Below are 24,327 nucleotides of genomic sequence, written 5' to 3' on the forward strand. Positions count from 1 at the left end.
GGCCGGGCCCCCCCCCGGGGGGGGCCGCCCCGCGCTGCCGTGTGTCCGGAGCCGGTCCGGACACCCCCGCAGGGGTGAATCCGGCCCTCGTGTACGCGTAGGCGGCTTGTGCGGTGCGCCTCCAACTCGCCCCAAAATTATGCCTATTGACATCAAACGGGATCTTTCGGCATGTTTCGGGCGCGGCCTGGTCGTCGGGCCGGTCGTGTGCGGATTGGAGTGGGGTTCATGGTGCGTTCGGTGCGTGAGGTGTTCGACGAGGGCCAGGCTGCGGGCCGGCTGCGGGTGCCGGTCGCGGCGTGGCGGTGGGCGACGGGTTCGGGTCTGGTCCCGGCCGCGGACGTCGGGCCGGGCCGTTGGTCGCGGGCGGTGGTGGAGGCCGCCGACCCGGAAGCAGTCCGCGCTGCGCTGCGGGGGATCGAGGCCGGGGTGGCGGCGGACCGGCTGACGGAGGCCTTCGGGGTGCCGCTCCCGATCCTCCGGCCGCGGGTGACCGCCTCGGCTGCCGGCCACCTCGTGAAGGCCGGTCTCCTGGTCTACCTCGGCGGGGAGCCCCGGTTCCCCGTCGTCCATCCGGACCAGGCGGCCGCGCTCTGCCGCCGCCGGGACCTGCCCGCCCTCCTCGACCGGCACGTGCCCCTCGGCCCGGACCAGGCCGCGGTGCGCATGGGCGTGCGCCGTACCGACTTCGACCAGGTGGTGCGGCTCGGGTGGCTGGCCCCGATCGGCTCCGTGGACATCGACTACAAGCGGCAGGGTGGGGTGACCACGGTCCCCCTGTACGACGCCCAGGATGTCGCGCTCCTGGAGGTGGTCCGCCCCTGCGTGGACTGGCGGGCGGTGCGCACCGCCCGGGCGGGCCGCCGCTCCCCGCTCGCTGCGCTGGACCCGTCCCCGGGGTGGGAGCGGGTGTTGTTGGCGGAGGTGGCGCGGATGGCCAGGGTGGGCCGGGCCGCGGTGGTGAACTGGCGCCGCCGGCACCCCGACTTCCCCGACCCGGTGGCCGGTACGGACGTGCACCCGCAGTTCGACCGCCGCGCGGTCGTGGCCTGGCTCCTCGCCCACGACAAGATCGGAGTACCCACGGGGCCGACGACCGCCGCCCTGGTGGTGGCCGGGGCTGGAGGCGCCTCGCACCGGTTCCGCCTCGATGACCCGTGGCTGTCCCTGGCCGACGACGCGGCCGGCGAGGACTGCTTGTCCGGCTGGTCCACCGACGAGGACGCCGACGCGCTGGCCGCCCTGGCCGGCGGGGAGTTCGGGGCGTCGCTGCGGCGGCTGACCGCGCCCGGTACCGGCCCGTTGGCGGTGCCGGGGGAGGTGCGGGTGATCGACAGGTTCCGGTCGGGATCGGGGGGCCTGCGCCTGACGCTGGCGTGGCCGGCCGGGCTGCGCAGGACCGCCGGGTCAGGGCCGGCGGGCGGGGTGGTCCGCCACGGCGTCGCGTACGCGGGTCCGGGTGAGGGCTGCGTCTGCGCGCGGCACGACTGCGGCGGCGTGGTGCCCGTCTCCTGGTGCGCCGAGCACGGCGACGCGGCGGCGCCGGTATTGGAGTGGCACCCCGGCGGCGGGATCCGCTGCACCGACCTGTCCCGGTCACGCGGCCTCGCGGCCGTCGCTGGGCGGGCAGACTGACCGTCAGCCGGGTCCGGGCTGCGGCATCCATCAGAACCTCCACGGCCTAGGCCACGGCGTTCTACCGTGGCTGGTAGCACCCGCTGCCAGGAGGAGCCGATGAGCGCCCAGCCCGACCACACACCCGCCGCCCCGTACGCGCCCGCGCCCGGGGCGCCGGCCGAACTCCTCGCCCAGCTCCGGGCCGACCGTCGCGCCGGGACGTGGGTGCCGGCCTTCGAGCGGGAGTGGGCGGCCGCGCTGGAGGAGTCGCGCCGGACGTTCTCCTTGAACACCCTCTACGAGGTCGTCCATGTCTGGCAGGCCCGACTCGTCTCCGCCCCCGCGGTCGACGCGTTCACCGCTTCCGGCCACGACGAGAGCGGGTTCGTGGACATGGCCGAGCTCCGCGGCCGGCGGCGCCGGTGAGCCTGCCCCGTACGCGGTCCGCCTCTCGACCCCGGCCGCGAAGGTCCTCGCCGAACTCCCCGAGCACGCCGAAGAGACGGCGTGGGACCTGCTCGACGCCGCCGCGGCCGACCCCTGGGGCTTCAGTCAGTGGGACCCCGACGACCCCGAAGGCGAAGACGTACGGATCGCGTCCGCCGGCCGCCTGTCCGTCATCTACTTCGCCAACCGGCCGCTGTGGCACCTGTCCGTCCTGGACATCGTCTGGCTCGGCTAGACACCGGCGAACGTTCTGCCGGAACAGCACCCCGCTTGTGCGCCCCTCCACTGGCTCGGAGGGAGGTGGAGGCCGAAGCCTGAACGAGTGGGTCGAAAAACCAGTGATGTGTCCACTTCAAGCCAAGTATGTTGATCGGAGACTAATCGTGCATGGGTGAGCGAGGCAGACATGCAGGACCCTGTGGTTGGTGACGTACGGAGATCCCGTTTCGCTGAGTTCGCGCGGAACCTCGACCCCGATGTACGTACCGCTCTGCACTTCAGCGATGAGGCAATTACTGGTGTTGACCTGCTAGTTTCCTTCTGCCGCACCATGATGGACCAAGACCACTCCATGCCCTGGCAGGACCGCCTTGGTGAACTCTTCGAAGCCTTCGAACCAGACGGCTTGGAGACAGGGCTGGAGTTCACTCTGGCTCAGTTGCAGGATACGGAACAGGCCAAGACGTGGCTGAGCACCTTCAAGGGGCTGAACTATCAAGCATTCGCGCTTCGGCTGCTCGGAGCGGGCCCCTACCGGCTTCTTGTGGAGGCTGTGAAGCAGGATGGCGCGGTCCTAGCTCTCGCGATTCGGCGCGGGATGCGCGCGCTGATGCCCTTCGCCGTGGCGTGGAGCGATGCCGTGAGCAACATGTCCGTGAATCAGAGGAAGGCCGTCGCGAAGGCAGACGTCCTCGGCCTGGAGATCGTGCAGGGGCTCATCGAGCTGGATGATGCGTTCGGCAAGAAGTTCATCTCCACGCTCCCTATGCAGCTCACAGTCGCGACTGCCGACGACCTCGTCGGGTGGCAGCCCGACAACATGCCGGAGATCGTGGCCTCCATCCGACAGCGTGTGGGCGAGTCGTCCGCGAGAAGGCTGGAGCGCGAGAACTCACAGCTCGTCAGAAAGATCAAGGGCGCCAGGACAGCGCTAGCGCACTCCGAGGACGGCATCTCTCAGGCGGCCAACTCGTTGATCGAGCTCATCGACAGAATCATGCGGGAAGCGTTCACCAAGGAGGAGGTTCTGGTCTGGGTGGGCGCGAACCTGCCAGATGAGCCGCAGATGACCTTTACCGACAAGGACGGAAAGGTACAGCCGACCAAACGAGCGGAAGCCCTGTGCTTCGTCTACCGCGGGGGTCCCACGGCACGCGATGCAAACGAGTACGACGATGGGAACGGTCCGACACTCATCCACGACGTCTTCGCTCGTGTCATCGTCGCAACGCGTACTCGCCTCCAGGAGTTCAAGCACGACGACGACGGAACCCCGGAAGAGAAGGAACAGCTTCTATGCCTGCTCGCTGGCCTGGAAGGAGTCCTAATGCTCGGCCTCTCCATCAACCAGTTCGGCGACAGCCGGGACGCCCGCCTCAAAGAGCTTGACGCCTAACGGGTCGGGGGAAGCGGGGGCCAGGCCTGGGCCGGATCAGACACGGGTGACGGTGGTGGGGGCGGCGTGCCATTCGCGTCCGCCGTTCTCAGGGGAGATGAAGGCGACGGGGCGCTGGCTGCGGGCGTAAGGCGGGTCGGGCGGTCTTCCCATGCGGGGTCGATGTCCCGCAGGATCCCGACACTCTGGGCTGTGTCGGTCCATCGTTCGGACGCTCACCGGCCACGCCCGAATCGCCCGCTACCCGTCTCATGCACAAGCCGGCCGGCACAGCACGACGGTGTCCGGCGTGACCTGGCCGCGTTGGGCATGGCTTGGAGATGGTGGAGCAGCTGCCGTTCGGGATGCGGACCCCCGTCACGGTGACGTACGTCCGGTGCGCGCAGTGCGGAGCGATGGGTGGCTTTATTCGGCAGTAGTGGCTCTGGTCCACTTCGTGTGGTTGTGCACGCTGAGTGAAGGCTCGGATAGGAAGTAGACCAGCAGTCCCTGCAGCGAGAACGACCTGTGGTCAGTTCTCCGTCTCCGCTACCGACAGCGCATTGAGTATCCGTACTCATGCGCAGGGCCCGTCACAGCCGCATGCTGACCTCATGCGGTTAACAGACTGTCGTGGGCACCGGTGGTGAGGGTGGGACGCGGAAAAGAGCCGTCGACTGGTCAACAGGTTGGGGCCGGCCTGGCGCTCCTCATCCTCGACTTGATGGTCATCGCTTGGTTGGTGTTCGGCTATGGGATGGCCGGCTGGGCCGACGGCTATGACCAGGGCAACTTGCCCGGTGCGCCCAAGGTGGCGTGGCAGGGAATGTGGCTCCTGGTTGGTGGTGCAGTCGTCACAGGCGGCGGCTTCCTTGCCCTGCGGTGGCGCGCCACGGGCATCATGCAGTTGATTGTCCTGGGAATCGGAGCAGGACTGCTCGCTGCCTTGGCCCTTTCTGATTAGGGGGCTTCTGTCAAGGAACTACCCTCCGCATCGCCAACCTGCCCGTCGTTCACCAGCGTGGCCGTAGGGCAGGGAGAGCCCGGTCACGCCAATAGGACTCGTTTGCGTAGGAGTTCGAATCCTGCGCGGCCGAACATCTGGCGCTTGAGCATCTTGATCCTGTTGACATGGCCCTCCACGACGCCGGAGTTCCAGGAGAGGGTGAGGCCGGCGGTGACGGCGTCGAGGTCGCGCAGGAGGTGCTGAGCGAAGTGGCGGAGGCTGGGCAGTTCGGCGGTGGCGCTGGCTGCTTCGATCCATTCGGGGAGCCGGTCGCCTCGCAGGTGAGTGAGCATGTGGGCGAAGGAGCGCACGTGCTCGGCGAGTGTTGTCAGGTCGGGGCAGTTGGCCAAGGCGGCTTTGAGATGGAGCTGGTCGCCTTCGGGTAGAGCGTCGGGGTGCGTGAGGATCCAGCGCGTGACGGAGCGGGCCGATGGCGGCCGGGGGCCGACCGGTTGGGGCTTGCCTCGAAGAGTCCTGCTGACGTAGTCACGGACGCTGGCGTATCCGCGTGGATAGCCCTGTTCCTTGATCTCCTCCCACAGTTTCCAGGCGTTGGTGCAGCCTTCCTGCCAGCGCTGATCGATGTAGGGCTTGTAGTCGTCGAGCCTGGTCGCACGGCTTTGCCACTGGCCAGTGAACATCTCCTCCGGGGTGGTGGCGCGGGAGAAGCGCAGGACGGTGTTGAGGGTCATGCCGAGTTGCCGGGCGACGAATCGCTTGCTGTGTCCAGCGGCGAGGAGAGCGTGGATGGTGGCGTGCTTGGCGCGGGTGCGTTCGGCGAACCGGTGCCCTGTCGGCCAGGGCGACAGGGCGGCCGGCTCCGCCTCTTCCTGCGCATGCGCGGACAGCTCGGCGGACACCTCGGCCTGGAGGGCCTCGAGTACACCGGCGACGGCAACCTCGACATCCTCGCCATCGACAAGACCACCGGCCACCTCTTGCGTTACAACGGCGACGGCAACGGCGGCTTCGCCGCTCCCAACGACCGGGGCCAGGGCTGGGCCGCCATGACCCTGAGCGCGGGCGACTTCAACAAGGACGGCAAGCAGGACTTCCTCGCCGTCAACTCAAGCTCGGACCGTATGTACTTCTACCCCGGCACCGGCGCCGGCGGCTTCGACTTCAGCAAGCGCATCGACTTCGGCACCGGCTGGGGAACCTCCCGCCTCACCCTGCTCGACTACGACGGCGACAGCAAACTCGATGTCCTCGCCGTCAACAACACCGACGGCCACCTGTACTTCCACCCCGGCGACGGCGCCGGCGGCCTCGGCGCACGGGTGGACCGCGGCGGCGGCTGGGCCGCCATGCACCTCGTCCCCGGAGACTTCAACAACGACAACAAGCAGGACTTCCTCGCCGTCGACACCGCCCGCAAGAAGCTGCGCTTCTACCCCGGCAACGGCACCGGCGGCTTCGGTACCTACATCCTCCAGGCCGACGACTGGGCCCCCTACTCCACACCCGCCCCCCTCCGCTTCAGCACAATCGGGAATCTAGGCGTCGTAGCCGCCGACACCTCCGGCCAGCTGCGACTGTGGCAGGGCGACGGCCAGGGCAAGCTCACCGGCGCCGTCCCTGTCAACGGCCGCACCACCAACTCCGCCTACGACACCGGCGACCGGCTGACCTCGACCACCACCGGCACAGAAGCAACCGGCTACACCTACGACGACGACGGCAACCAGCTCACCGACGGCAACGAGACCTACACCTACGACCCCGTCGGCCGTATCAAGACCGCCGCCGTCGGAGCCGACACCTACGCCTTCACCTACGACTCCGACGGCAACCGCACCACCACCAAGAAGAACAACACCCTCACCAGCACCTCCCGCTGGGACATCAACAACCCCCTCGCCCAGCTCGCCACAGACACCGACGCCACCGGCGCCCTGGTCGCCGACTACCAGTACGACCCCGACGGCACCGCCCGCTCCATGGACCGCACCGCCGGCAAGTACTACTTCGCCCAGGACCGCCAGAACTCCGTCTCCACCGTCTACGACGCCGCCGGCACCGACAACTACCGCTACACCTACAACCCCTGGGGCAAGACCACCGGCACCGCCACCATCACCGGCGGCCAGACCAGCCCCTTCGGCTACACCGGCCAGTACAAGGACCAGACCCTCCCCGACCGCCTCCAGCTCCGCGCCCGCTCCTACGACCCCGCCCAACAGCGCTTCACCACCACCGACCCCGTCTCCGCGCCTCTCGCCAGCCCCAACCGCTCCGCGTACAACTACGCCAACAACGACCCCACCAACCTCTCCGACCCCTCCGGCGCCTGCCCCATGTGCATCGGAGCCGTCTTCAGCGCCGGCATCTACGCCTACACCCACCAGGACGACTTCAACTGGCGCGACTTCGCCGCGGCAACAGCCAAGGGCGCCCTCATCGGCGCCGGCGCCGGCTTCCTCGCCCCCGCAGGCGCCGGCCTCGCCGCCACCCTCGGCCTCACCGGCGGCCGCGCCCTCGCCGTCACGGCCATCACCGACGCGGGCATCGGCGCCGCCTTCTCCTGGTTCATCAACACCGCCCAATGCCAACCCACCACACCCACCGACCTCCTCATCGGCGCAGTCAGCGGCGGACTGGCACCAGTTATCGGGGCGGCATGGAGCAGCTTCAAGGCTTTCTTCGTTCCAAAGGCTACGGTTTCTGCCCATGTGGAACCTCGGCTAGCATTCCGGGCACTACGCGAGGGCGAAGACCCGTTGGTAGGCATTCACCGTCCGGGAGCAAACCCCGACGTCAAACCATGGCAACATGTAATGCAGCACAACGAGTCGCCTTGGATTTCACTCACATACGGTCCAGAAGTTGCGATAAATAGATATGGCGGCACTGCAAATGGCGTCATAGCCGTAGATAGGAATCTAATCACTGCTGAGACTCAAGACATTTTTGTGCACCTTGAAACTCCACCGGACCCGTATTTTACGCTTCAATACCTGAAAGACAACGCGTACAGGGACAAAGAATTTCTGGTCAAGTTCGATATCGAGCCTGGCGCTATCTTGAAGTATTGGGGTCCCGGGGTCACTCTCGATGACATGTTGAGAGATATCGAGAAGGGCCTCAGATAAGATTTTCAACGCTTAGGGGAGGAGTGAAATGGCGTCGCCGATGCGTGGTTCAGAGTGGCGGCTAGAGAGTAGGGGAGTTCTGTTGGGGATCGTCCGGTTGGTCGATGTCGACCAACCCTCATTCCGCTGCACTTTCCGCCCCTCGGGCTCGTGGGAAGATTTTCGGCCGAAATTTGACACTTTGGCAAGAGTCGTCGATGAAGGGCTGGCTGATCAGGCTTCGGCCGCAATGAAAGCCGTGCGAGACCTCGATCTCAGGCTCGTCCCAGTTGGGATTGGAGATGAAATCGAGCCTGTGATCATGCAGATCAGAGGAGAGCGCGCGAGTTTCCGATATTGACGCGACATGCCTGCAGTTCTAACGAGTTTGTCGAAACTCGCGAAAGGGCTCCCTCGATCTTCCTGCGCAGCACACTCAGGGCTGCGGTGAGCGTGTCGGCGCGCCCCTGTGCCGTATCGAATGCCACCTTGGCCTGATGAGCGGCGGCCGACGCGCCGTCCGCGACGCTCTGCAGGTCCGGAAGGACCTTCAAGTGGTCTGCGAGTGCTTGCTCCAGTGCCTGGATCTTCGGCACCAGGCGCTTGGCGAGGTCGGACGCGTTGACCCGCTCGATGTCGCTCTTCAGCTCGATGATCCGCCTGCGGTGCAGGTCGGCCACCCCGGCCAGGTCATTCCGCAGGCTCTCGGCGTCGTGCAGTTGGCGCTGCAGGTGGGCGCAGATGTCCTCCTGGCCGGCGATCGGCTGCTCGAAGCCGCCGATGACGTGGACGCCCAATACGGGCAGTGACGCGTGGGGAGGGCGGTCCATCCGTGTCGAGTGGGCGAGCGCGTGCAGGAACGGCACGGCGAGGGGGTCGGTGCTGTGGATACCGTCGGGCGCCGATCGCATGTCGGACAGGGGCACGAAGCTGCATAGGATCCCTGGATGGCAATCACCAGTTACCTCCTGCAAGGGCCGCGGGTGGTCATACGCCACGTCCGCCGCCAGGACTACGACGAGCTCACAGCGCTGGCCCAGGAGAGCGCCGAGATGCTTCGCCGCTGGCTGGGTGCCCGCGAGAACACAGTGGAAGCGTTCGAGAGCTACCTTGAGCGGTTCGAACAGCCCACCCATGAGGGCTTCGTGATCTGCCGGCGTGACGCCGGAACGATCGTGGGCGGCATCAACATCAACAACATCGTCAAGGGCACCCTCCAAAGCGGAACCCTGGGCTATACCTCCTACGCCTCTACGACTGGCCGTGGCTATATGACCGAAGGGCTGAGGCTGGTGGTCCAGCTCGCCTTCGGCCCGCTGGAACTGCACCGGCTGGAGGCGAACATCCAACCGGACAACACCTCCTCGCTGAACCTCGCCAAACGCCTGGGCTTCCAGCGCGAGGGCTACTCGACCGCCTTCCAGTACATCAACGGCGAGTGGCGGGACCACGAGCGATGGGCCATCACTGCCGAGACGGCACGAACAGCAGCACAGCTCACGAATTGACCTTCGCGGACACGATGAACTGAGACACAGGCACCGATCCGTCTCACCGCACAATGCGGCATGCCTGCCCAGGGCGCCGATCGAGAGCTTGATCCAATGAGACGGGACACGCGCGGTGTCGCGCACCGTCATGATCAGCGTGGACGGACTGGGGTCGGCTGCCCACCGATCGCCCCTCGTTCACTCGTACGGGCGAACGGGGTGGATGTCCCGAACACGTTTCGAGACGCTGTCGGAGACTTCCGATCATGGAGGGGGCAGACGAGTCGAAGCGTGCTGCGGCGGTGGCCCGGCTGATCCAGCTGCGGGACGCCGAGCAGTTGTCGGCCGCGCACGTGCGCCTCGCCGCCGAGGGCCTGGGCGTCAGCGAGCGCACGGTGTGGCGGTGGTTATCCGCCGACACCCGCGTGCCTGAGCACCGGGGGCCCGAGCCGTACGTGCTGAGCGAGACGGACCGGGAGGCGTACGCCCCTACCGGGGGACGTCTCCGCCGTGCACCGCGCCCGCCAGGCCGTGGTCGACGGGGACGGCACCACCGCCGGCGCCCCGGTCCCCGACTTCCTGCGCGAGGGCTGGGCGGGCGCCACCCCCGTCGCACTGCGCACGATGCAGGTCTCGTTCAGCCGCGAGCTCACCCCGGCCGAGCGCGCCGCGTGGAAGGTCGGCGAGTCCGGGCGCCGGGCAAATTCGGTGTACTTGCGGCGCCCGGATGAGGTCCGGGGCCGGGTGTGGGAGATGGACCACAAGCAGCTACCGATCCTCGTGCACCCGCCCAAGGGCAAGCCGATCTCCCCGTGGATGACCACGATCGGCGACGACGGCACCCGCGCCCTGCTGGGCTGGTCCCTCGCGGTGAGCCCGCACGCGGGCACCGTCCTGACCGCCATGCGCATGGCCCTGGTCCACGACCCCGCCCTCTCGCCGTTCGGCGCGGTGCCCGCCCGCGTACGGATCGACCGCGGCCTGGAGTTCGCCGCCGCCACCATCAAGGACGTGATGGCCGCGCTCTGCGTCACCGTCCACCGCCTCCCACCGTTCACCCCGCACCGCAAGGGCAAGGTCGAGCGGGTCAACCTCACCATCGAGCAGACCCTCATCTCCCTGATGCCCGACTTCACCGGCGGCCCCCGCGACGCGTCGGGCCGCCTGTACGGGCCCGTCGGCGACAGCCCGGCCGCCAAGCGCGCCGCCGAGAAGAAGGGCGGCCCCATGCTGCTGGACGACTTCGTGGCGCGCCTCGCCGCCTGGGTGCGCTGGTACAACACCGAGCGCCCGCACCGCATGCTGGACGGCCGCACCCCGCTGGCCGCCTGGCAGGAGGACGAGGCACCCCTGCACCGGATCGACGCGGACAAGCTGCGCCACCTGCTGCTGGCCGGCGACGAGCTCACCATCCAGAAGGACGGCATCCACCTGGGCGGCCACGCCTACGTCGCGCCCGAGATCCACGGCAGGGTCGGCCAGGTCGTCCAGATTCGCTACATGCCGCACGACGACCGGTCCATCGAGGTCTACCTCGGCGGCAAGCACCTGTGCACCGCGCTGCCGACCGGAACGCTCACCGCCGAGCAGACCGACGCCTTCCGTCTCCAGCAGCGTGAGGAAGCCGCGCGGCTTGGCCGCGAACGCCGCAAGGCATCCCGCCGGGCCCGGCGCGAACTCGCGCCGATGACCGGCGACGGCACCCCGGCCGCCGAATCTCGGCTCGTGGCGGACAAGACCGGCCGCAATTCCTCCCGCCAGGCCCTGGACGCCCGATCCTCCACCTCCCTGCTCGGCATCATCCCGATCATCAAGAACGAGGAGAGCTGAATGCCCCGGCACTTCGCCGACCTGACCGGCGCCGCGACGCTGCCGACCGGTACCTTCCAGCTCGCCCACCGCATCGTGGACGACCTCGTGAAGAACAACGCCACCGGTGTCATCCACGGCCCGGCCGGCACCGGCAAGACCTACGCGGCCGAGGCCGCACTGGAAGACCAGGCCAGCCGCGGCGGCCCCGCCGTGTGCGCACTGTCCTTCACCGCCCCGGCACCGAAGCCCCCAAGTCCCGCAACCGCTTCCACATCACCAACCGGCTCCTGGACCTGCTCTCCCACCCCAAGCGCCTGGTCGTCGTGGATGAGGCCCAGCGCCTCAACAGCGACTGCATCGAACTGCTGCGGCACCTGCACGACGAGCCGAAGACGAGGTTCGCCCTGCTCTACGTCGGCGGCGACGGCTGCTGGGAGGTCCTCTCCCGCGAACCGATGCTCCGCTCCCGCGTCTTCCGCCGCCTGCCCTTCCGCCCGCTGGCCGCCGAGGAGATCCCCGCCCTCATGCGGGACTACCACCCCATCTACACCGGCGCGGACGACGCCCTGCTGCGGCAGATCGACGAGCTGTACGGACAAGGCACCATGCGCGACTGGGCCGCCTTCACCCACACCGCTGCCGGACTGTGCCAGGCCGCAGGACGACCCCGCATCGACGTCGAAGTCATCGACAACGCCCTCACCCTCCTCGGCGGCGGCGTGTATGCCTGAACCCGACGTCGCCGAGGGCCCCGCCGGAGCCTTCGGCCGTGCCCACGCCCCCGGGCCCAGGCTCGTGTTCGTCCACAACCGCGAAGACGACCACCGCATCGTGCCTCGCCTGGCAGCCATCGAAGGCCCCGGCCGGCTCGTCGTCCGCCCCACCCCTGGCGGCCGCACCAGCGACCTTGCCCTCGACATCCTCACCGCAACCGGCCGCAGCCCCGCCATCTGCTCGCCGACCGCCCCTCCACGCCTGACGCCTGGCGTCAGGGCCTGTTCCTATTCCTCCTCCGCCCCTGAGGGCACAGGTAGTGGCAGTCCGGCAACAGTCCCGTACACGGGCCGTCACAGCACGGACCCGATTGCGAGTGCCAGAAGCGGGCTGCAGACCAGGTACCTGGTGATTGCGAGCGGTCCCGGTACTTCGCCAATATCGCCACGTTGGCTCGATCCGGCCGGAGAACCGAACGCGCTGATGAGGAAGATGCGCTGACAGGTCAATGAGAAGCCGCGACGAACGACCAGCTCACGGGCGTTCGGCCTGACAAGAAGATTGAGAACCTACAGCAGGAAGAGCCAGCGAGTCACTTCCCCGGGCGAGCGAATCGAGCAAGCCCTCAAGAGTGAGCACGCACGGCGATGCGGTGTGCGCCCAGCGGGAAGGGCGGTGGTCTTGCGACCACCGGTGGAGCCGATGCTGGCCCAGGCCGTGGAGTCGGGCAGCGTCGAATCCGACCCCTGACGGGGGACGCTTCCCCCGCGTGTCCGGACGGCCGGTGCCCCCGCTCACTTGACAGCAAGTGCCGCGCCCCGCGCAAACACGTCACGGCTGAGCCGGTCCTCGCCGGGGATCTCGAGCGGGCCGGCCATGACTCTTCGCCTCCGCCTCGGGTCCCGCCTCGCTACCGCCACCGACATCCGCCTGCTGGCAGGCCCGGCCGGCGGGCGGATGGGGCAGCGGTAGAGGCTCCAGTCACCGGACTGGTCCGGCAGGCGCCCCGGGCGTCATCCAGCGGTGCCACGGATGGGACTGGGCGCCGTAGTTGGCCTTCAGGTCAGAACCACGGCGCCAGGCGAGGGACCGTTCTTACAGAGGCAGGACATCGGTGACCGGCGCGAGAAGGCCGAGCACAGGGTCGAGTGCCTGCCCAGCCTGACCAAGCTGGTTGAGCTGGATGAGCTTGTTGAGCTCGTTGGTCGGGAGTTCAGCAGCGCCGGCGGGAGCAGCGGACGCAGCGATTGCGCCGACGATGAGGACGGCGGATGCGAGAAGAGTGCGTGTGTTCGTCATGCCTTGATCAACGACGCCAGCGGTATGAAGACACCTGCGAGTGATTGAGCGTTGCGCACTGGGTTTGGCCAGTGCGCAGGTAGGACCCCAGCTGGTCATCTGAAACGCCTACTGGCCGACGACGGTGCTCGGTCACATCACCGGATGTGGTCCTGAAGCGTCCTGCCTGGTCGGGCGTTACGAGCTGGGCATGCCTGGGCGAGAGGCAGCGTTCGAGAGGAGTGCGATTAGCAGGGAGGGAGCCGGGTGGCGGTGAGGAACGCGGTCAGTCGGTGGGCTTTGGCTGCTACGGCGGAGTGGGCGGCCGCGCCGGGGGGCCGTGAGAGTACCGCCTCGTAAGGCAATTGCTACCGGCGCGACCGTCTGCACCCTCCGCTTCGTCCGAGACCGCCGTTTGTGTTGGTTTCCGGCGGCCTCTTACGGCAGGGTCAGCTCAATGTGGCGCATTCCGCTACGGCGTAGAACGTGGTGTCCTCGAAGCCTTCGATGGTCACCTGCCATGAGTTGCCCGGGCCCCTCTGGTTCTCGCGGACGACGTACTCGACATCCGGGTTGGGTGGCGTCGGAGCGGCGACGAATCCGCCGCCTGTGACGACAGTTCCGGCGGGGCAGGTCGCTGTGGATGTCGCCGTGCCACCGCCGCCCTCGGCTACGACCGGGGTCCCCTCGACCTGGACGGTGGTGAGAACGCCGGGATCATCTGGTTCCGTTCCGCCGGTGAGGAGGCTGAGGAGGCCGCCTGACCTGGAGGAGGCCCTGTTCGCACCCGCACCGTCGCTTCCGCTGCAGATTTGCTGGGGAGACGTTGCGGTCGCAGGACCGCTCCCGAGAAGCGGGCCGTTGATGAGCCCGTTCTGGTGCGTCACGTGTGTGACCTCAGAGCGCTGATCGCACGAGACCTGGCTTGTACTCCTGTCTGCATCCCCGCCGCCGTGGGGCTGGGCAACTGCACCACCAGCTCCAAGCACGCTGATAGACCCGACCACAGCAGCCACGAGGGCAGCCTCACGAAGCCTGCGCACATCATCCCCTTTTCGCTCAATTCGGCATGTCTCCGACGAATTAAACGCCAGATTCGCGACATTACTCCGAATTAGGAGTCTTTTGCCCTCGACACGCCTCGATGCATGAAGCAGTGACGCAGCTCGGCCTTCCAACCCTCCTCCACAGGCCAGAACGCCCCACGGGGGGCCAGTGGCGGGAGGATCGGAGAACCGCACGAACGCCGAGTGGAGACCCAGTGCCTTATCGTCATGGCAGGACGGGCCGGCCACCAGCGAGGATGCCCGTCATGGCCACAGACCAAAATCTCGTCCCACTTCGCCCGACACACTCGGCGCCCGTCGTTTTCGGCGCCGGAGCCGTGATCGGAGTTCTGGGCGGGATGATCGGTTTGGGTGGCGCGGAGTTCCGCCTGCCGCTGCTGATCAGCCTCTTCGGGTTCGCCGCCCTCTCGGCGGTCATCCTGAACAAGGCGATGACCCTGGTCGTTGTCCTGGTCGCACTGCCCGCCCGGATGGTGGCGGTCCCGGCCTCCGAGGTCGCCGCGGGCTGGCCCGTCGTGGTCAACCTGCTGGCCGGCAGTCTCCTCGGCGCCTGGACCGGAGCGGGCTGGGCGGTCCGCATGCGTTCGGCCACCCTCTACAAGGTGCTCGCCGGCCTGATGGTCCTCATGGCCGCCGCCCTGATAGTCACTCACACCACCGCCCTGGACACGCTCGCACTGCCCCTCTGGGCGCAGATCCCTGCCGGGGTCGTGGCCGGGTTCGGCATCGGGGTGGTCGCCGCGATCATGGGCGTTGCCGGCGGAGAGCTGCTCATCCCGACGATCGTTCTGCTGTTCGGCGAGGACATCAAGACCGCCGGCAGTCTCTCCCTGCTGGTCTCACTGCCGACCATGCTCGTCGCGTTCGCCCGCTACAGCCGTGACGGCAGCTTCGCCGTCCTGGGCGCCAACATCCGCTTCACCACGATCATGGCCGTGGGCTCCATCGTCGGCGCGGTGCTGGGAGGACTACTCCTGGGCGTGTTCTCCGACCTGGTCCTCATCCCCCTGCTGGCCCTGATCCTGCTCGTCTCCGCCTTCAAGCTCGCCCGGCACAACTGACCTCAGGGCAGACAAGCCACACACCACACCCCCCACATCGGCTGCGTGCCCTGGTCGCCTACCTCCGCGGCGAACACGGGTGAGCGGAGCAGGCACCCGCCGTCGCGGAAGACCACGAGGCTCTCGCCACCTCCAGGCGCCCGCCGAAAGACCCGCCCGCCCGGCTGATCGAGCACCGGATCGGAGAGGCCGGCATCCGGCTTGCGTGCACACCGGCAACTGCTGGGACACCGCCAACCGCTGCACCCCGCCCTCGGCGAGCAGAAACGGCAGCTGCTGGCCGAGGGCGTGCCCGTCAGTCCCGCTGCCGGCCCGACACCGCCCTCCCAGTGCCCCGGAATGATCCGGCAACGGAAAGGTGAACAGATGATTCCTGATGTCAGGGGTGTGATCACCGCAGATCGGGGCAGGAGGGCGTTGTGTCATCTGCACCCTCCGAACTCGTGCCGCAGGTGCGGCATGCCCTCATACAGGCGGGTTTTCAACCTGGTCGGTGAGGTTGCGGGCCGTTTGGGCGTCTCCGCTCGCTCCGGTCCAGTGGGCGTGGTTGTGGCGTGCGGTGAGCGTGGTGGGGTGGTCGGGTCCCAGCATGCGGGTAGCTACCTCGGCGGCCGTCAAGGCCAGCTGCGCGGCGCGCATGTGGTCTCCGCCGTACCCCGTGGTGTTGGCGTCTTTGATGAAGTCGTCCACGAGGGTGCTGTGGGTCGGGCCGGGGCCGGGTTGCGGTGGCTGTTCGGCCTTCGGTTCCGGGATCCGGTTGAGGGTGGTCAGGGTCGTGTGCACGGTGCGGGCGTCCGCGGGCCGCTGCTGCGGGTCCTTGGCCAGGAGCGCGAGGACGAGGTCCTCCACCGCGCTGGGGATTTCGGCTCGGCCTCGGCGGTCCCGTCACCCGGCCCGGGCTCGGGGGCGCCCGGGAGGTCGCGGGCGCCGGCGGCGTCCAGGAGCCGGCGGATCGTCTTGGGCGCCACCCGGTAGCGCCGTGCCAGGGCCTTGACCGCGGCGCCTTCCCGGTACGCGTCGATGACATCGCCGGCCTGGTCCTCGTCGAGGGCCGCCGGACGGCCGAGCGTCTTGCCGGATGCCGCAGCGGCGGCCACGCCTTCCTTGGTGTTCTCCGAGATCATGTCGCGCTGGAACTCCAACACCCCGGCGAGCATGGTGACGAACAGTTTGGTCTGCGGGTCGTCGGCCGCCAGGTCGAAGCCAGACCACGCGCCGGTTGCGATCTGCAGGTGCAGCCCGCGCCGCTGGAGGACTTCCCGGATCTGGATGACGTCCTTGGTCGAGCGGAACAGCCGCGCGGCATCCGCGATGCGGATCGTGTCGCCGACCGTCGCTTCGTCGAGCAACCGGCGGAACCCGGCTCGGTTGATCGCATAGACGCGGGAGGAGGTGGCCGGGTCCTCGTACGCGGGGGCGCCGGATTTGAGCAGACTGTCCAGTGCATGGAGTTGACGGGCGTTTGTTTGCTTATCGGTGGAGTGACGCAGATGCAGACGATCCGTCATGCATCTTCCCCCTCTTCGCTGTTCCGGCGGGCGCCGGAGCGCGACCGTAAGGGGGCGAAATGGGGAGGCGCAAACCTGGAGCGGACCGGATTGGATCGGTGTCCCGAAATGAGTCGGTACGTCCACCTCTCCGCATTGGATCGCCGCACGGGGGCGCAATCGACCGATTCAGCCCCCTGCCCGGCACCGGACCGGCAGGAACACGCAACCGGCTCGCGAGTCGATGCACTACAGATCGTGACGACGACTACTCTGCGCTACTCGCCGGGTAGCTTCAGCTATACGAGAACCTGGCCTACTCGTCGCGGAGTGACGGCCTGTCTGGTGTCCGGCGGGATCGGTGCCCGCGCTCACGCCATCGAGACGACGACCTTGCCGGCCTTCGCGCGGCCCTTCTCGACGTACTCCATGGCCTGGAGGGTCTCGTTGAACGGGAAGACCCGGTCGACGACTGGGTGGATCTTCCCGGCGTCGATGAGGGCGGTGAGTTCGCGCAGCTGGTCGCCGCTGGCCTTCATGAACAGGAAGGAGTAGGTGACGCCGAGGCGTTTGGCCTGGCGTCGGACCTTCGCGCTGAGGACGGCGACGCCCAGGCGCATGACCGCGTTCGCGCCGAGTTCGACGCCGGTGGCCGGGTCGGGCGGGCCCGCGACGGAGATGACGATGCCGCCGGGCTTGAGGACGCGCAGGGACTTGGTGAGCGTCTCGCCGCCGAGGGAGTCCAGGACGACGTCGTAACCGTGGAGGACCTCGGAGAAGTCCTGGGTGCGGTAGTCGATGACCTCGTCCGCGCCGAGTTCCTTGACCAGGCCGACCTTGGCGGTGCTGGCGGTGGTGGCCACGTGCGCGCCCAGCGCCTTGGCGAGCTGGATGGTGACGGAGCCGAGGCCGCCGGCACCCGCGTGGATGAGGACCTTCTGGCCCGGCTGGACGTTCGCCCGCTCGACCAGAGCCTGCCAGGCGGTCAGCGCGACCAGCGGGAGGGAGGCGGCCTCGGTCATGGTCAGCGAGGCGGGCTTGAGGGCCAGGTCGTCCTGGTGGACGGCGATGCGTTCGGCGAAGGTGCCGATGCGGTCCTTGTCGGGCCGCGCGTAGACCTCGTCGCCCACCGAGAAGCGGGTGACGGACGATCCGACGCGGACGACGGTCCCGGCGAAGTCGTTGCCCAGGATGAGCGGGAGACGGTACGGCACGATCGCCTTCAACTCACCCTTGCGGATCTTGTAGTCCAGCGGGTTGACGCTCGCCGCGTGGATCTTGACCAGGACGTCGTCGGCGCCCACCTGGGGGTCGGGTGCATCCCCGGCGCGCACCGTGGTCGGGTCGCCGTACTTCTCGACCATGAAGGTCTTCATTGTTGTCTCCGTTCGTTCGGTCTCCCGCACGAGCGGGGACGGGGGTGTGTCCGTTACGGGCTTTTGCCGGTAAGGGGAACTTTGTGGCGTCATCCGTGCCGACGCATTCCGCGCCGGCACGGACGGAGGGGCGGGGCGGGCGTCAGGCCGCGGCCGTCCCGGGGGTGCCGGCCAGGCCCTGCTTGACCTGCCGGGTGACCTCGTCGGCGAGGATCTCGGGCTGGCCCGCCTCGATGCCGAGCAGTGCCTGTGCCGCGACGTCGGCGGGGGAGACCTTCTGGTCGGCGGGGACGCCGGCGGCCATGTCGGTGTCCATGTAGGCGACGTGCAGCGCTGAGACGGTGATGCCGCGGGGCGCCAGCTCCTCGCGGGTCGCGTCGCTCATCGCCCAGGCGGCGGCCTTGGAGGCCGCGTAGGAGCCGGCGCCGGCCGGGTGGTACCAGGACAGGGCGGACAGGACGTTGAGAACGGCGCCGCCGCCGTTGCCCTCGATGACCGGGGCGAAGGCCCGGGTCGCGATGAGCGGGCCGACGTAGTTGGTCATTACCTCGCGGTGCACGTCGTCCAGGTCGCCGCCGATGAGCGTCGCGCCGGTGGCGAGGCCCGCGTTGTTGATCAGCAGCGTCGCATCCGAGGCGATGCGGGCGGCCTCGTGGATCGACTCCGGGTCCGTCACGTCGAGGCGCAGCGGGCTTACGCCCGGCAGGTCCACCGTCTCGGGGCGGCGGGCCGCCGCGTAGACCTTCGCGCCGCGCTCCACGAGCTGGGCGGCGAGGTGCCGTCCGAGGCCTCGGTTGGCGCCGGTGACCACTGCGACCGCGTTCTTGAGTTCCATGTCCGCTCCAGGCTCTGGCGGGCGCTGTCGGGGCACCCTCACCGTTTAGATTGCACTACCAATCTAAGCACCGGGCTAGGATAGATGCAAGTCGACATCCAAAGCGAGAACGGGAGGTGGCCATGGGTCGCGTATCGCAGGCACAGGCACAGGAGAACCGCAGGCGGGTGGTGGACACCGCGTCGCGGCTGTTCCGGGAGCAGGGCACGCGCGTCAGCGTCGCCGATCTCATGAAGGCGGCCGGCCTCACTCACGGCGCCTTCTACAAGCAGTTCGCCTCCAAGGAAGCGCTCGTCGACGAGGTCACCGCCCACGCCATCGATGAATGGGTCCGGTGCCATGCGGCCCGCTTCGAGCAGTACGGAGGGCGCCGGGACGCCGCTCAGCGGGACCTGATCGACGCCTACCTCGCCCCGGAACACCGCGACAACGCGGCGGAAGGCTGCCCGGTCGCGGCACTTGTCACCGATATCGCGCGTGAACCCGAAGGCGGCGAGGCCCGGCGCACCTATGCGCGGGGTGTGGCCGACTTCGCCGCGTACCTCGCGCCCGGCGGCGAGGGTGGCGAGGGGGGCGAGGGTGGCGAGGGGGGCGAGGGGGGCCTCGTCCGGCTGTGCACCTTGGTCGGTGCGCTGATCCTCTCCAGGGCCACCGAGGGCTCCCCGCTCTCCGACGAGATCCTCGCCGCCGCGCGTGCGGCCCTGGCGGAGACGGCCTGATCGGGGGCGCGCACCCACCCGGAGTCGCCGGCGCGGCGGCCGCCGTCACCGTCAGCGCGGCAGCAGCACGCCGACCTGGTCCCGGATCTCCCGCAGGATCTCGTCGGCGCCCGCGGCGGCGTTCACGCTCGGCGCCATGGCGAGGAACATGACGGCGGACACGACACGCGCCAGCGTCGCGGCCTCGCTCTCGCCGGTCCGCCCGTCGCGGCGCAGGACGGCGGCGATCATCTCGTGGCGGCTTTTGGGCTCACCTTGGCTGGACCCCTTCTTTCCGCCGGCCGCCCGGGCGCCGGGGGAGGCGGCCTTGTCGCCGGTGTCCTTGGGACTCCTGGCCCGCTCGACGCTGGCGCGCAGGGCCTCCATGAGGTCGACGGCGCCGGTCGACGGCGCCGGTCGACGGCGCCGGTCGGCTCCGCCGCCGGTTCGGCCTTCTCCACCGTCTCCCCGGCCGCCTTCGCCTTCACCAGGGCCTCGACCTTCTCGCGGAAGGAATGGCCGGCTGCACCCGGTCGGCCGGACCGTGCCGCTGCGTCCGGACGCTGCCCGTCAGATTGCCGAACACCTCTCCGAGGCCGCGCCCGGGCATCCGTGGACAGGGGCGAGGTTCTCGGCGGCGTGGGGGAGCCGTGACGTCCTCGACACCACCCTTGTCCAGCCCGCCCTGGTTGCTGAAGTCAGCGCCGACCGGGCCATCGACCACGGTGGCGTGTACCGCCACCCGCTCCGCTTCCTGCGCCTGCGCCTGGACATGGAGGTGGAGGACGTGCGCGGGTTCGGTGAGGACCCGGCCGCGGCCGCCGGCTGACCGGGCGGGGGTGGGTTGCAGTGGCGTTTCGCCGGTGAACCAGTGTGCACGGGCGGTGAACTGGGCCGGGGTGGCCTGTTGCTGACGGCGCGGAGGTTGGTAGAACCGCCCCATGATGATCATGAAGCGGTCCGCTGTCGCGGCTGCGGCCTTCGCCCTGACCCTGTCCCTGCCCACAGCTGCGCACGCGGCCGCACAGCCCACTGCTCCGGCACCACGGTCCCTGCCCGGGAGCGGGAGCCTGGAGACAGGGGAGTCCCGGGTTCCGTGCCGTGCACTGGTGTGTGTCAGGCCGGCTCAAGTATCGGACGCCGCCTGTCAGTGGGCCGGGTCAGCGTCACCGCCATACCTCCATCACGTCTGCCTGGTTGGTGTTGCTACTTCCTTCCGGGGCATAGCTGATCTTCCACAGGTCTGTTTCGGCGTTGATTTGCCCGACGGCGTAGCCGTCGGTCTTCTCGGCTGCCGGGTTCTCTGCAGTCCTGCAGATGTAGTTCTTTCGCTCTCCGCCGATGATGTCGGCGGCTCCCCCGTTGTAGAGGCAGCGGAAGCTCTGGGATCCCCCGGACGGATACTTGAGAGAGATCGCCCATGGATGCCCTTCGCTGGGGGGCACGTCGGTGGGACGGGGCTGGCGGTCGATTGTGGGATCGTCAACTATCCACACTTCTTTCGCCCATGGCGAAGCTAGACAGGCTGCTCTACGGGGGAGCCCTGATGCAGGGTAGGCGAATGGCCAGCATGGATCCCTTACTGCCTCGTTGGAGAAACACCGCAGTGCTTCAGGATCACTGCTCACGCGACTGTTCTGGCACTTGGCCGCTCCATGACCGTCTTCTTGGTACGGCGGAAGGAGCGTTCCGTCATTCCGGAAGGGGCGGAGGAGGTGAACTTCTGTGCGATCCGGCCTCTTGGGTGCGTCCGCCGTCAGCTGGAGAACCGCCACGACAAGCCCGGCGATAGTGGCAATGCCCGCGCCGATCTCAAGCCATCGGACCCATGTCTTCGGGCGGCGCGGCGGGTTACTCGCACCCGCGTCTGAATTCGAGGGCACTTCACTCGTTTCATCCTGCATGAGCTAATCATTGCGAAGCATTCCGGAATGGTCTGGCAGGCTTACCTGACAGACAGGCAGGCAGGTCGCCGAGCACCTCACCGCAGCCGGTTCGGAGCATCCGTGGACCGGGGTGAAATTCTCCTCGGCGTGGGGGAGCCGCGATGTCCTCGACGCGGTCCTTGTTCGTTCTGACCTCGTTGCGGAGATCAGTGCCGACGTCGCGATCGACCGGGGGAGCCTGTACCGGCACCCGGTGCGGCACGTGCGCCTGCGCCTGGACGGGAGCGTCGCGGACGTGCCTCCGGTCGGTGGGGGCACAGCCGCGGCCGCTGGCTGAGCAGAAATGCCTGTCCTGGAATGGTGCCGCACGGCACGTGTGAGTGGTCAGTGCGATGGCAACGGTTGGGTGTCAGCGGGCGTGGTCGTGTCTAGCAGTCTTGCTGGCTGTTTGGTTCGGAGAGGAGTTCGATCAGGGAGAGGGCTTCATCGGCTACAGGGAGGCTGAGTGTGCCGGTGACGACTGTGTCGTGGTTGCTGCAGGTAGCGGACCATGTGGCTGTGATTGTCGAGTCGGCTGGAGCGTGGACGAGGACGACGTGGTGGCCGGGCAGCCGGGCGGTCAGCTCGCTGCGGGTTCACTTGTCGTGGTGCGCGGGCCGGGACGACGTCGCCGGCCGATGGGTGCCGGCTTCCACCAGTTGGCGGGACCGAGAAGTGCCATGACTGAGGGGACGAGGATTCCGCGGACCAGGACTGCGTCGAGGATCGCTGCCGAGGCGATGCCCGCGCCCATGAGTTTGAGGATGGTGACGTGGGAAGTCGTGATGGCAGCGGTGGAGATGGCGAGGGCCGCTGCGGCGGAGGTCATCAGCCGTCCGGTGCGGGAGATGCCCTTGATGATGGCCGCCTGGTTGTCCAGGCCGCGGTCGAACTCCTCCCTGATTCTGCCGAGGAGGAAGACCTCGTAGTCGATGGACAGGCCGAACGCGACGGCCAGGGTGAACAGCAGCAGACTTGCGTCGAGGGAACCGGTGACCGTGAACCCGCCCAGCACGTCCGCCCCGTATCCGTACTGGAAGGTCCACACGATCAATCCGGTAACGGCAGTCAAGCTGATGACGGCCACCGCGAGCGCTTTCAGAGGGGCCATTGCACTGTGGGTGAACGCGGTGAGCGCGGCCAGCAGGAACACACACATCGCCACTGCCACCCAGGGCAGCGCGCCGCGCACCGCGTCTGTGGTGTCGGTGATCTGCGCGGCACGGCCGCCTACCAGGACCGGGCCCGGCGCGGGAGTCTTGCGCAGCCCATCGACCAGGCGCGCGGCCTGGGGCGTGTCGGGTCCCACCGTTGCCGCCACCAGCACCACTGCCGGGCGCTGTTCCTGCGCCGCCTGTCCGGGCCGATCCGCCGCAGGGTTGGGCACAATGCGCACCGCACCTACATGCGGCAGCCGGGCCACGGTGGCCGTGTAGTTTCCAAGACCCGAGCCCGGCCGTTCGAGGACGACCACCTGGACTCGTTCCGGAGGTACGTCGAAGCGCCCGCGCAGGTCCGCGGCCGCAGTGGCGGCCGAGGCCGCCGGCGGCAGCGTCTGCTCGTCGATCGCGCCCAACCGCAGACCCGTTGCGGGCCAAGCCACCACGACCAGCACCGCGAGTGCCCCCAGGCCCGCCGCCACGGGCCGGGCAGTGACACGGCGGGCGAGCTCCCGCCAGAACCGGCTGGCTCCTCCGACCGGAGCCCGGCGCAGTCTGCGCAGCGGGTCGGCGCCATCGACGCGATCACCCAGCAGCGTCAACGCGGCCGGCAGCACCGTCAACGCGGCCAGCGCCGCCAGCAATGTCACCGCCACACCCGCAAGAGCCAGCGCGCGCAGCAGCGGGACGGGGATGAAGGCCACCGCCACCAGGCATGACGAGATCACCACAGCCGAACAGAACACGCAGCGACCAGATGTTTTGAGCGCCACGTCCAGTGCCCGGGCGCGCGGCCTTCCCTTCGCGTGCTCCTCGCGGTAGCGGGCCAGGACGAACAAGGTGAAGTCGATCGACAGACCGAAGCCGATAGCCGCGGCCGCGTTGACCGCGAACGCTGACACATCACTCACGTGGCCCAGCAGACCCAGCAACGGTACACAGCAGACGACGGCCAGCATCGCGACCACGAGGGGCAGCGCGGCCGCAGCCCACGAACCGTAGGTCAGCAACAGGAGAAGCATGATGAGCGGCGCAGCCCAGAGTTCCGCCTTCAGCAGATCGGCCTCGGCCTGCTGGTCGATCTCGGCCGTCGCCCATGAGACCCCGCTCGCGTCCACCCGCATCCCCGGCACCGCCGCCCGCGCCTTGGGCACCAGACGCAACGCCGCTTCCTTGCGGGCCGCGTCGCTGCCCGACAGCGAGACCGTCACCAGTCCGGTGCGTCCGTCCCGCGACATCAGCCACGGGTCTCCCGTGGCGGCCGACTGCACCGTACGCACAGCCGGCTCGTCCGCCAGCACACGGGCAACGACACCCGCACCGGCTGCAACCGCCGGCCGTGCGCCCCCGTCGCGCACCGTCACGGCAAGCACCAGATCCGGGGTGCCGACCCCCAGTACCTCAGCCTGAGTCTGAGCCCTGGTTGACTCGGTGCCTGTGGCGATGGTCCCTCCAGCACCGAAAACGCCGGACACCGCTGGCAGGCTCAGGAGCGCCGCGACCAGCGCAACCGCCGCGCACACCACCACCCTCCAGGCCCGGGAAGCCGACCACGCCCCCCTCCCTGTCCCGTCCTCGCTGCGTACTGGCATACCCGCATCAACGATCAAGACACACACAAGTGATGTTGCTGCTGGTGGGAAGACCACCCGGCAGCCGAGCCGAGTCGGCTTCCCCCGCCCGCCCGGG

23 protein-coding genes are annotated in these 24,327 nt (G+C 68.5%); 12 read left to right on the plus strand and 11 right to left on the minus strand.

The annotated features are described in order from the left end of the window. Positions 1-228 precede the first annotated feature (228 nt). From ACFWUQ_RS18710 to ACFWUQ_RS18730, 5 genes are all read left to right on the plus strand, one after another. Entirely contained in the window at positions 229-1,635 is a 1,407-nt protein-coding gene (locus ACFWUQ_RS18710; RefSeq protein ID WP_384539057.1) for a hypothetical protein, read from the plus strand. Between the two features lie 99 nt (positions 1,636-1,734). Next, positions 1,735-2,043 (plus strand): DUF6247 family protein, encoded by a 309-nt coding sequence (locus tag ACFWUQ_RS18715; RefSeq protein WP_384539059.1) that lies wholly within the window; start codon positions 1,735-1,737, stop codon positions 2,041-2,043. Beyond that, complete coding sequence (locus ACFWUQ_RS18720; protein ID WP_384539061.1) at positions 1,928-2,299, plus strand: hypothetical protein; 372 nt, start codon at positions 1,928-1,930, stop codon at positions 2,297-2,299. Before ACFWUQ_RS18715 ends, ACFWUQ_RS18720 begins: the two co-directional genes overlap by 116 nt. 156 nt (positions 2,300-2,455) lie before the next feature. Continuing rightward, positions 2,456-3,679 (plus strand): hypothetical protein, encoded by a 1,224-nt coding sequence (locus ACFWUQ_RS18725; protein WP_384539063.1) that lies wholly within the window; start codon positions 2,456-2,458, stop codon positions 3,677-3,679. 703 nt (positions 3,680-4,382) lie between these two features. Next, complete coding sequence (locus ACFWUQ_RS18730; RefSeq protein ID WP_384539065.1) at positions 4,383-4,622, plus strand: hypothetical protein; 240 nt, start codon at positions 4,383-4,385, stop codon at positions 4,620-4,622. A gap of 83 nt (positions 4,623-4,705) precedes the next feature. Here ACFWUQ_RS18730 and ACFWUQ_RS18735 read toward each other — a convergent pair whose 3' ends face one another. Beyond that, positions 4,706-5,524, minus strand: coding sequence for a transposase (locus ACFWUQ_RS18735; protein WP_384539067.1), 819 nt, complete (start codon positions 5,522-5,524; stop codon positions 4,706-4,708). Here ACFWUQ_RS18735 and ACFWUQ_RS18740 point away from each other — a divergent pair. Continuing rightward, positions 5,501-7,756 carry an RHS repeat domain-containing protein gene (locus ACFWUQ_RS18740; RefSeq protein ID WP_384539069.1) on the plus strand — a complete coding sequence of 752 codons (2,256 nt, stop codon included), beginning with the start codon at positions 5,501-5,503 and terminating at the stop codon, positions 7,754-7,756. The genes ACFWUQ_RS18735 and ACFWUQ_RS18740 overlap by 24 nt on opposite strands. A 308-nt stretch (positions 7,757-8,064) precedes the next feature. Here ACFWUQ_RS18740 and ACFWUQ_RS18745 read toward each other — a convergent pair whose 3' ends face one another. Further along, positions 8,065-8,661, minus strand: coding sequence for a hypothetical protein (locus tag ACFWUQ_RS18745; RefSeq protein WP_384539071.1), 597 nt, complete (start codon positions 8,659-8,661; stop codon positions 8,065-8,067). A 21-nt stretch (positions 8,662-8,682) separates the two neighbouring features. Here ACFWUQ_RS18745 and ACFWUQ_RS18750 point away from each other — a divergent pair, with 21 nt between their 5' ends. From ACFWUQ_RS18750 to ACFWUQ_RS18760, 3 genes are all read left to right on the plus strand, one after another. After that, on the plus strand, positions 8,683-9,243 hold the full coding sequence (locus tag ACFWUQ_RS18750; RefSeq protein ID WP_384539073.1) for a GNAT family N-acetyltransferase: 561 nt from the start codon (positions 8,683-8,685) through the stop codon (positions 9,241-9,243). A 492-nt stretch (positions 9,244-9,735) separates the two neighbouring features. Continuing rightward, complete coding sequence (locus tag ACFWUQ_RS18755; RefSeq protein ID WP_384539075.1) at positions 9,736-11,055, plus strand: Mu transposase C-terminal domain-containing protein; 1,320 nt, start codon at positions 9,736-9,738, stop codon at positions 11,053-11,055. A gap of 194 nt (positions 11,056-11,249) precedes the next feature. Next, on the plus strand, positions 11,250-11,768 hold the full coding sequence (locus tag ACFWUQ_RS18760; protein WP_384539077.1) for an AAA family ATPase: 519 nt from the start codon (positions 11,250-11,252) through the stop codon (positions 11,766-11,768). A 1,078-nt stretch (positions 11,769-12,846) separates the two neighbouring features. Here the strand turns inward: ACFWUQ_RS18760 and ACFWUQ_RS18765 are convergent. Then, a complete protein-coding gene (locus ACFWUQ_RS18765) occupies positions 12,847-13,050 on the minus strand; it encodes a hypothetical protein (RefSeq protein ID WP_384539079.1) in 204 nt (67 codons plus the stop codon). A 428-nt stretch (positions 13,051-13,478) separates the two neighbouring features. After that, positions 13,479-13,916, minus strand: a complete 438-nt coding sequence (locus ACFWUQ_RS18770) for a hypothetical protein (protein WP_384539081.1) — start codon at positions 13,914-13,916, stop codon at positions 13,479-13,481. A gap of 425 nt (positions 13,917-14,341) precedes the next feature. Between ACFWUQ_RS18770 and ACFWUQ_RS18775 the strand changes: the two genes are divergently transcribed. Next, a complete protein-coding gene (locus ACFWUQ_RS18775; RefSeq protein ID WP_384539083.1) occupies positions 14,342-15,157 on the plus strand; it encodes a sulfite exporter TauE/SafE family protein in 816 nt (271 codons plus the stop codon). Between the two features lie 465 nt (positions 15,158-15,622). Here the strand turns inward: ACFWUQ_RS18775 and ACFWUQ_RS18780 are convergent, their stop codons facing one another. The 4 genes from ACFWUQ_RS18780 to ACFWUQ_RS18795 form a co-directional block, all read right to left on the minus strand. After that, a complete protein-coding gene (locus tag ACFWUQ_RS18780; RefSeq protein WP_384539085.1) occupies positions 15,623-15,940 on the minus strand; it encodes a hypothetical protein in 318 nt (105 codons plus the stop codon). Beyond that, a complete protein-coding gene (locus ACFWUQ_RS18785; protein ID WP_384539087.1) occupies positions 15,925-16,665 on the minus strand; it encodes a recombinase family protein in 741 nt (246 codons plus the stop codon). Before ACFWUQ_RS18785 ends, ACFWUQ_RS18780 begins: the two co-directional genes overlap by 16 nt. A gap of 350 nt (positions 16,666-17,015) precedes the next feature. Beyond that, complete coding sequence (locus ACFWUQ_RS18790) at positions 17,016-18,020, minus strand: NADP-dependent oxidoreductase (protein ID WP_384539089.1); 1,005 nt, start codon at positions 18,018-18,020, stop codon at positions 17,016-17,018. Positions 18,021-18,162: 142 nt separating this feature from the next. Further along, the gene (locus ACFWUQ_RS18795) at positions 18,163-18,855 is read right to left on the minus strand and encodes an SDR family oxidoreductase (RefSeq protein WP_384539091.1); all 693 of its coding nucleotides are present in this window, start codon (positions 18,853-18,855) and stop codon (positions 18,163-18,165) included. A 122-nt stretch (positions 18,856-18,977) separates the two neighbouring features. Here ACFWUQ_RS18795 and ACFWUQ_RS18800 point away from each other — a divergent pair, with 122 nt between their 5' ends. Continuing rightward, a complete protein-coding gene (locus ACFWUQ_RS18800) occupies positions 18,978-19,574 on the plus strand; it encodes a TetR family transcriptional regulator (RefSeq protein WP_384539093.1) in 597 nt (198 codons plus the stop codon). 51 nt (positions 19,575-19,625) lie between these two features. Here ACFWUQ_RS18800 and ACFWUQ_RS18805 read toward each other — a convergent pair whose 3' ends face one another. Beyond that, positions 19,626-19,940 (minus strand): hypothetical protein, encoded by a 315-nt coding sequence (locus ACFWUQ_RS18805; protein ID WP_384539095.1) that lies wholly within the window; start codon positions 19,938-19,940, stop codon positions 19,626-19,628. Between the two features lie 157 nt (positions 19,941-20,097). Here ACFWUQ_RS18805 and ACFWUQ_RS18810 point away from each other — a divergent pair, with 157 nt between their 5' ends. Then, positions 20,098-20,382, plus strand: a complete 285-nt coding sequence (locus tag ACFWUQ_RS18810; RefSeq protein ID WP_384539097.1) for a hypothetical protein — start codon at positions 20,098-20,100, stop codon at positions 20,380-20,382. Positions 20,383-20,719: 337 nt separating this feature from the next. Here ACFWUQ_RS18810 and ACFWUQ_RS18815 read toward each other — a convergent pair whose 3' ends face one another. Then, positions 20,720-21,457, minus strand: a complete 738-nt coding sequence (locus ACFWUQ_RS18815; RefSeq protein WP_384539099.1) for a hypothetical protein — start codon at positions 21,455-21,457, stop codon at positions 20,720-20,722. A 601-nt stretch (positions 21,458-22,058) separates the two neighbouring features. Beyond that, the gene (locus ACFWUQ_RS18820; RefSeq protein ID WP_384539101.1) at positions 22,059-24,230 is read right to left on the minus strand and encodes an MMPL family transporter; all 2,172 of its coding nucleotides are present in this window, start codon (positions 24,228-24,230) and stop codon (positions 22,059-22,061) included. Positions 24,231-24,327 lie beyond the last annotated feature (97 nt).

Source organism: Streptomyces sp. NPDC058662 (assembly GCF_042716255.1).
In the GTDB taxonomy this organism is placed as follows: Bacteria; Actinomycetota; Actinomycetes; order Streptomycetales; family Streptomycetaceae; genus Streptomyces.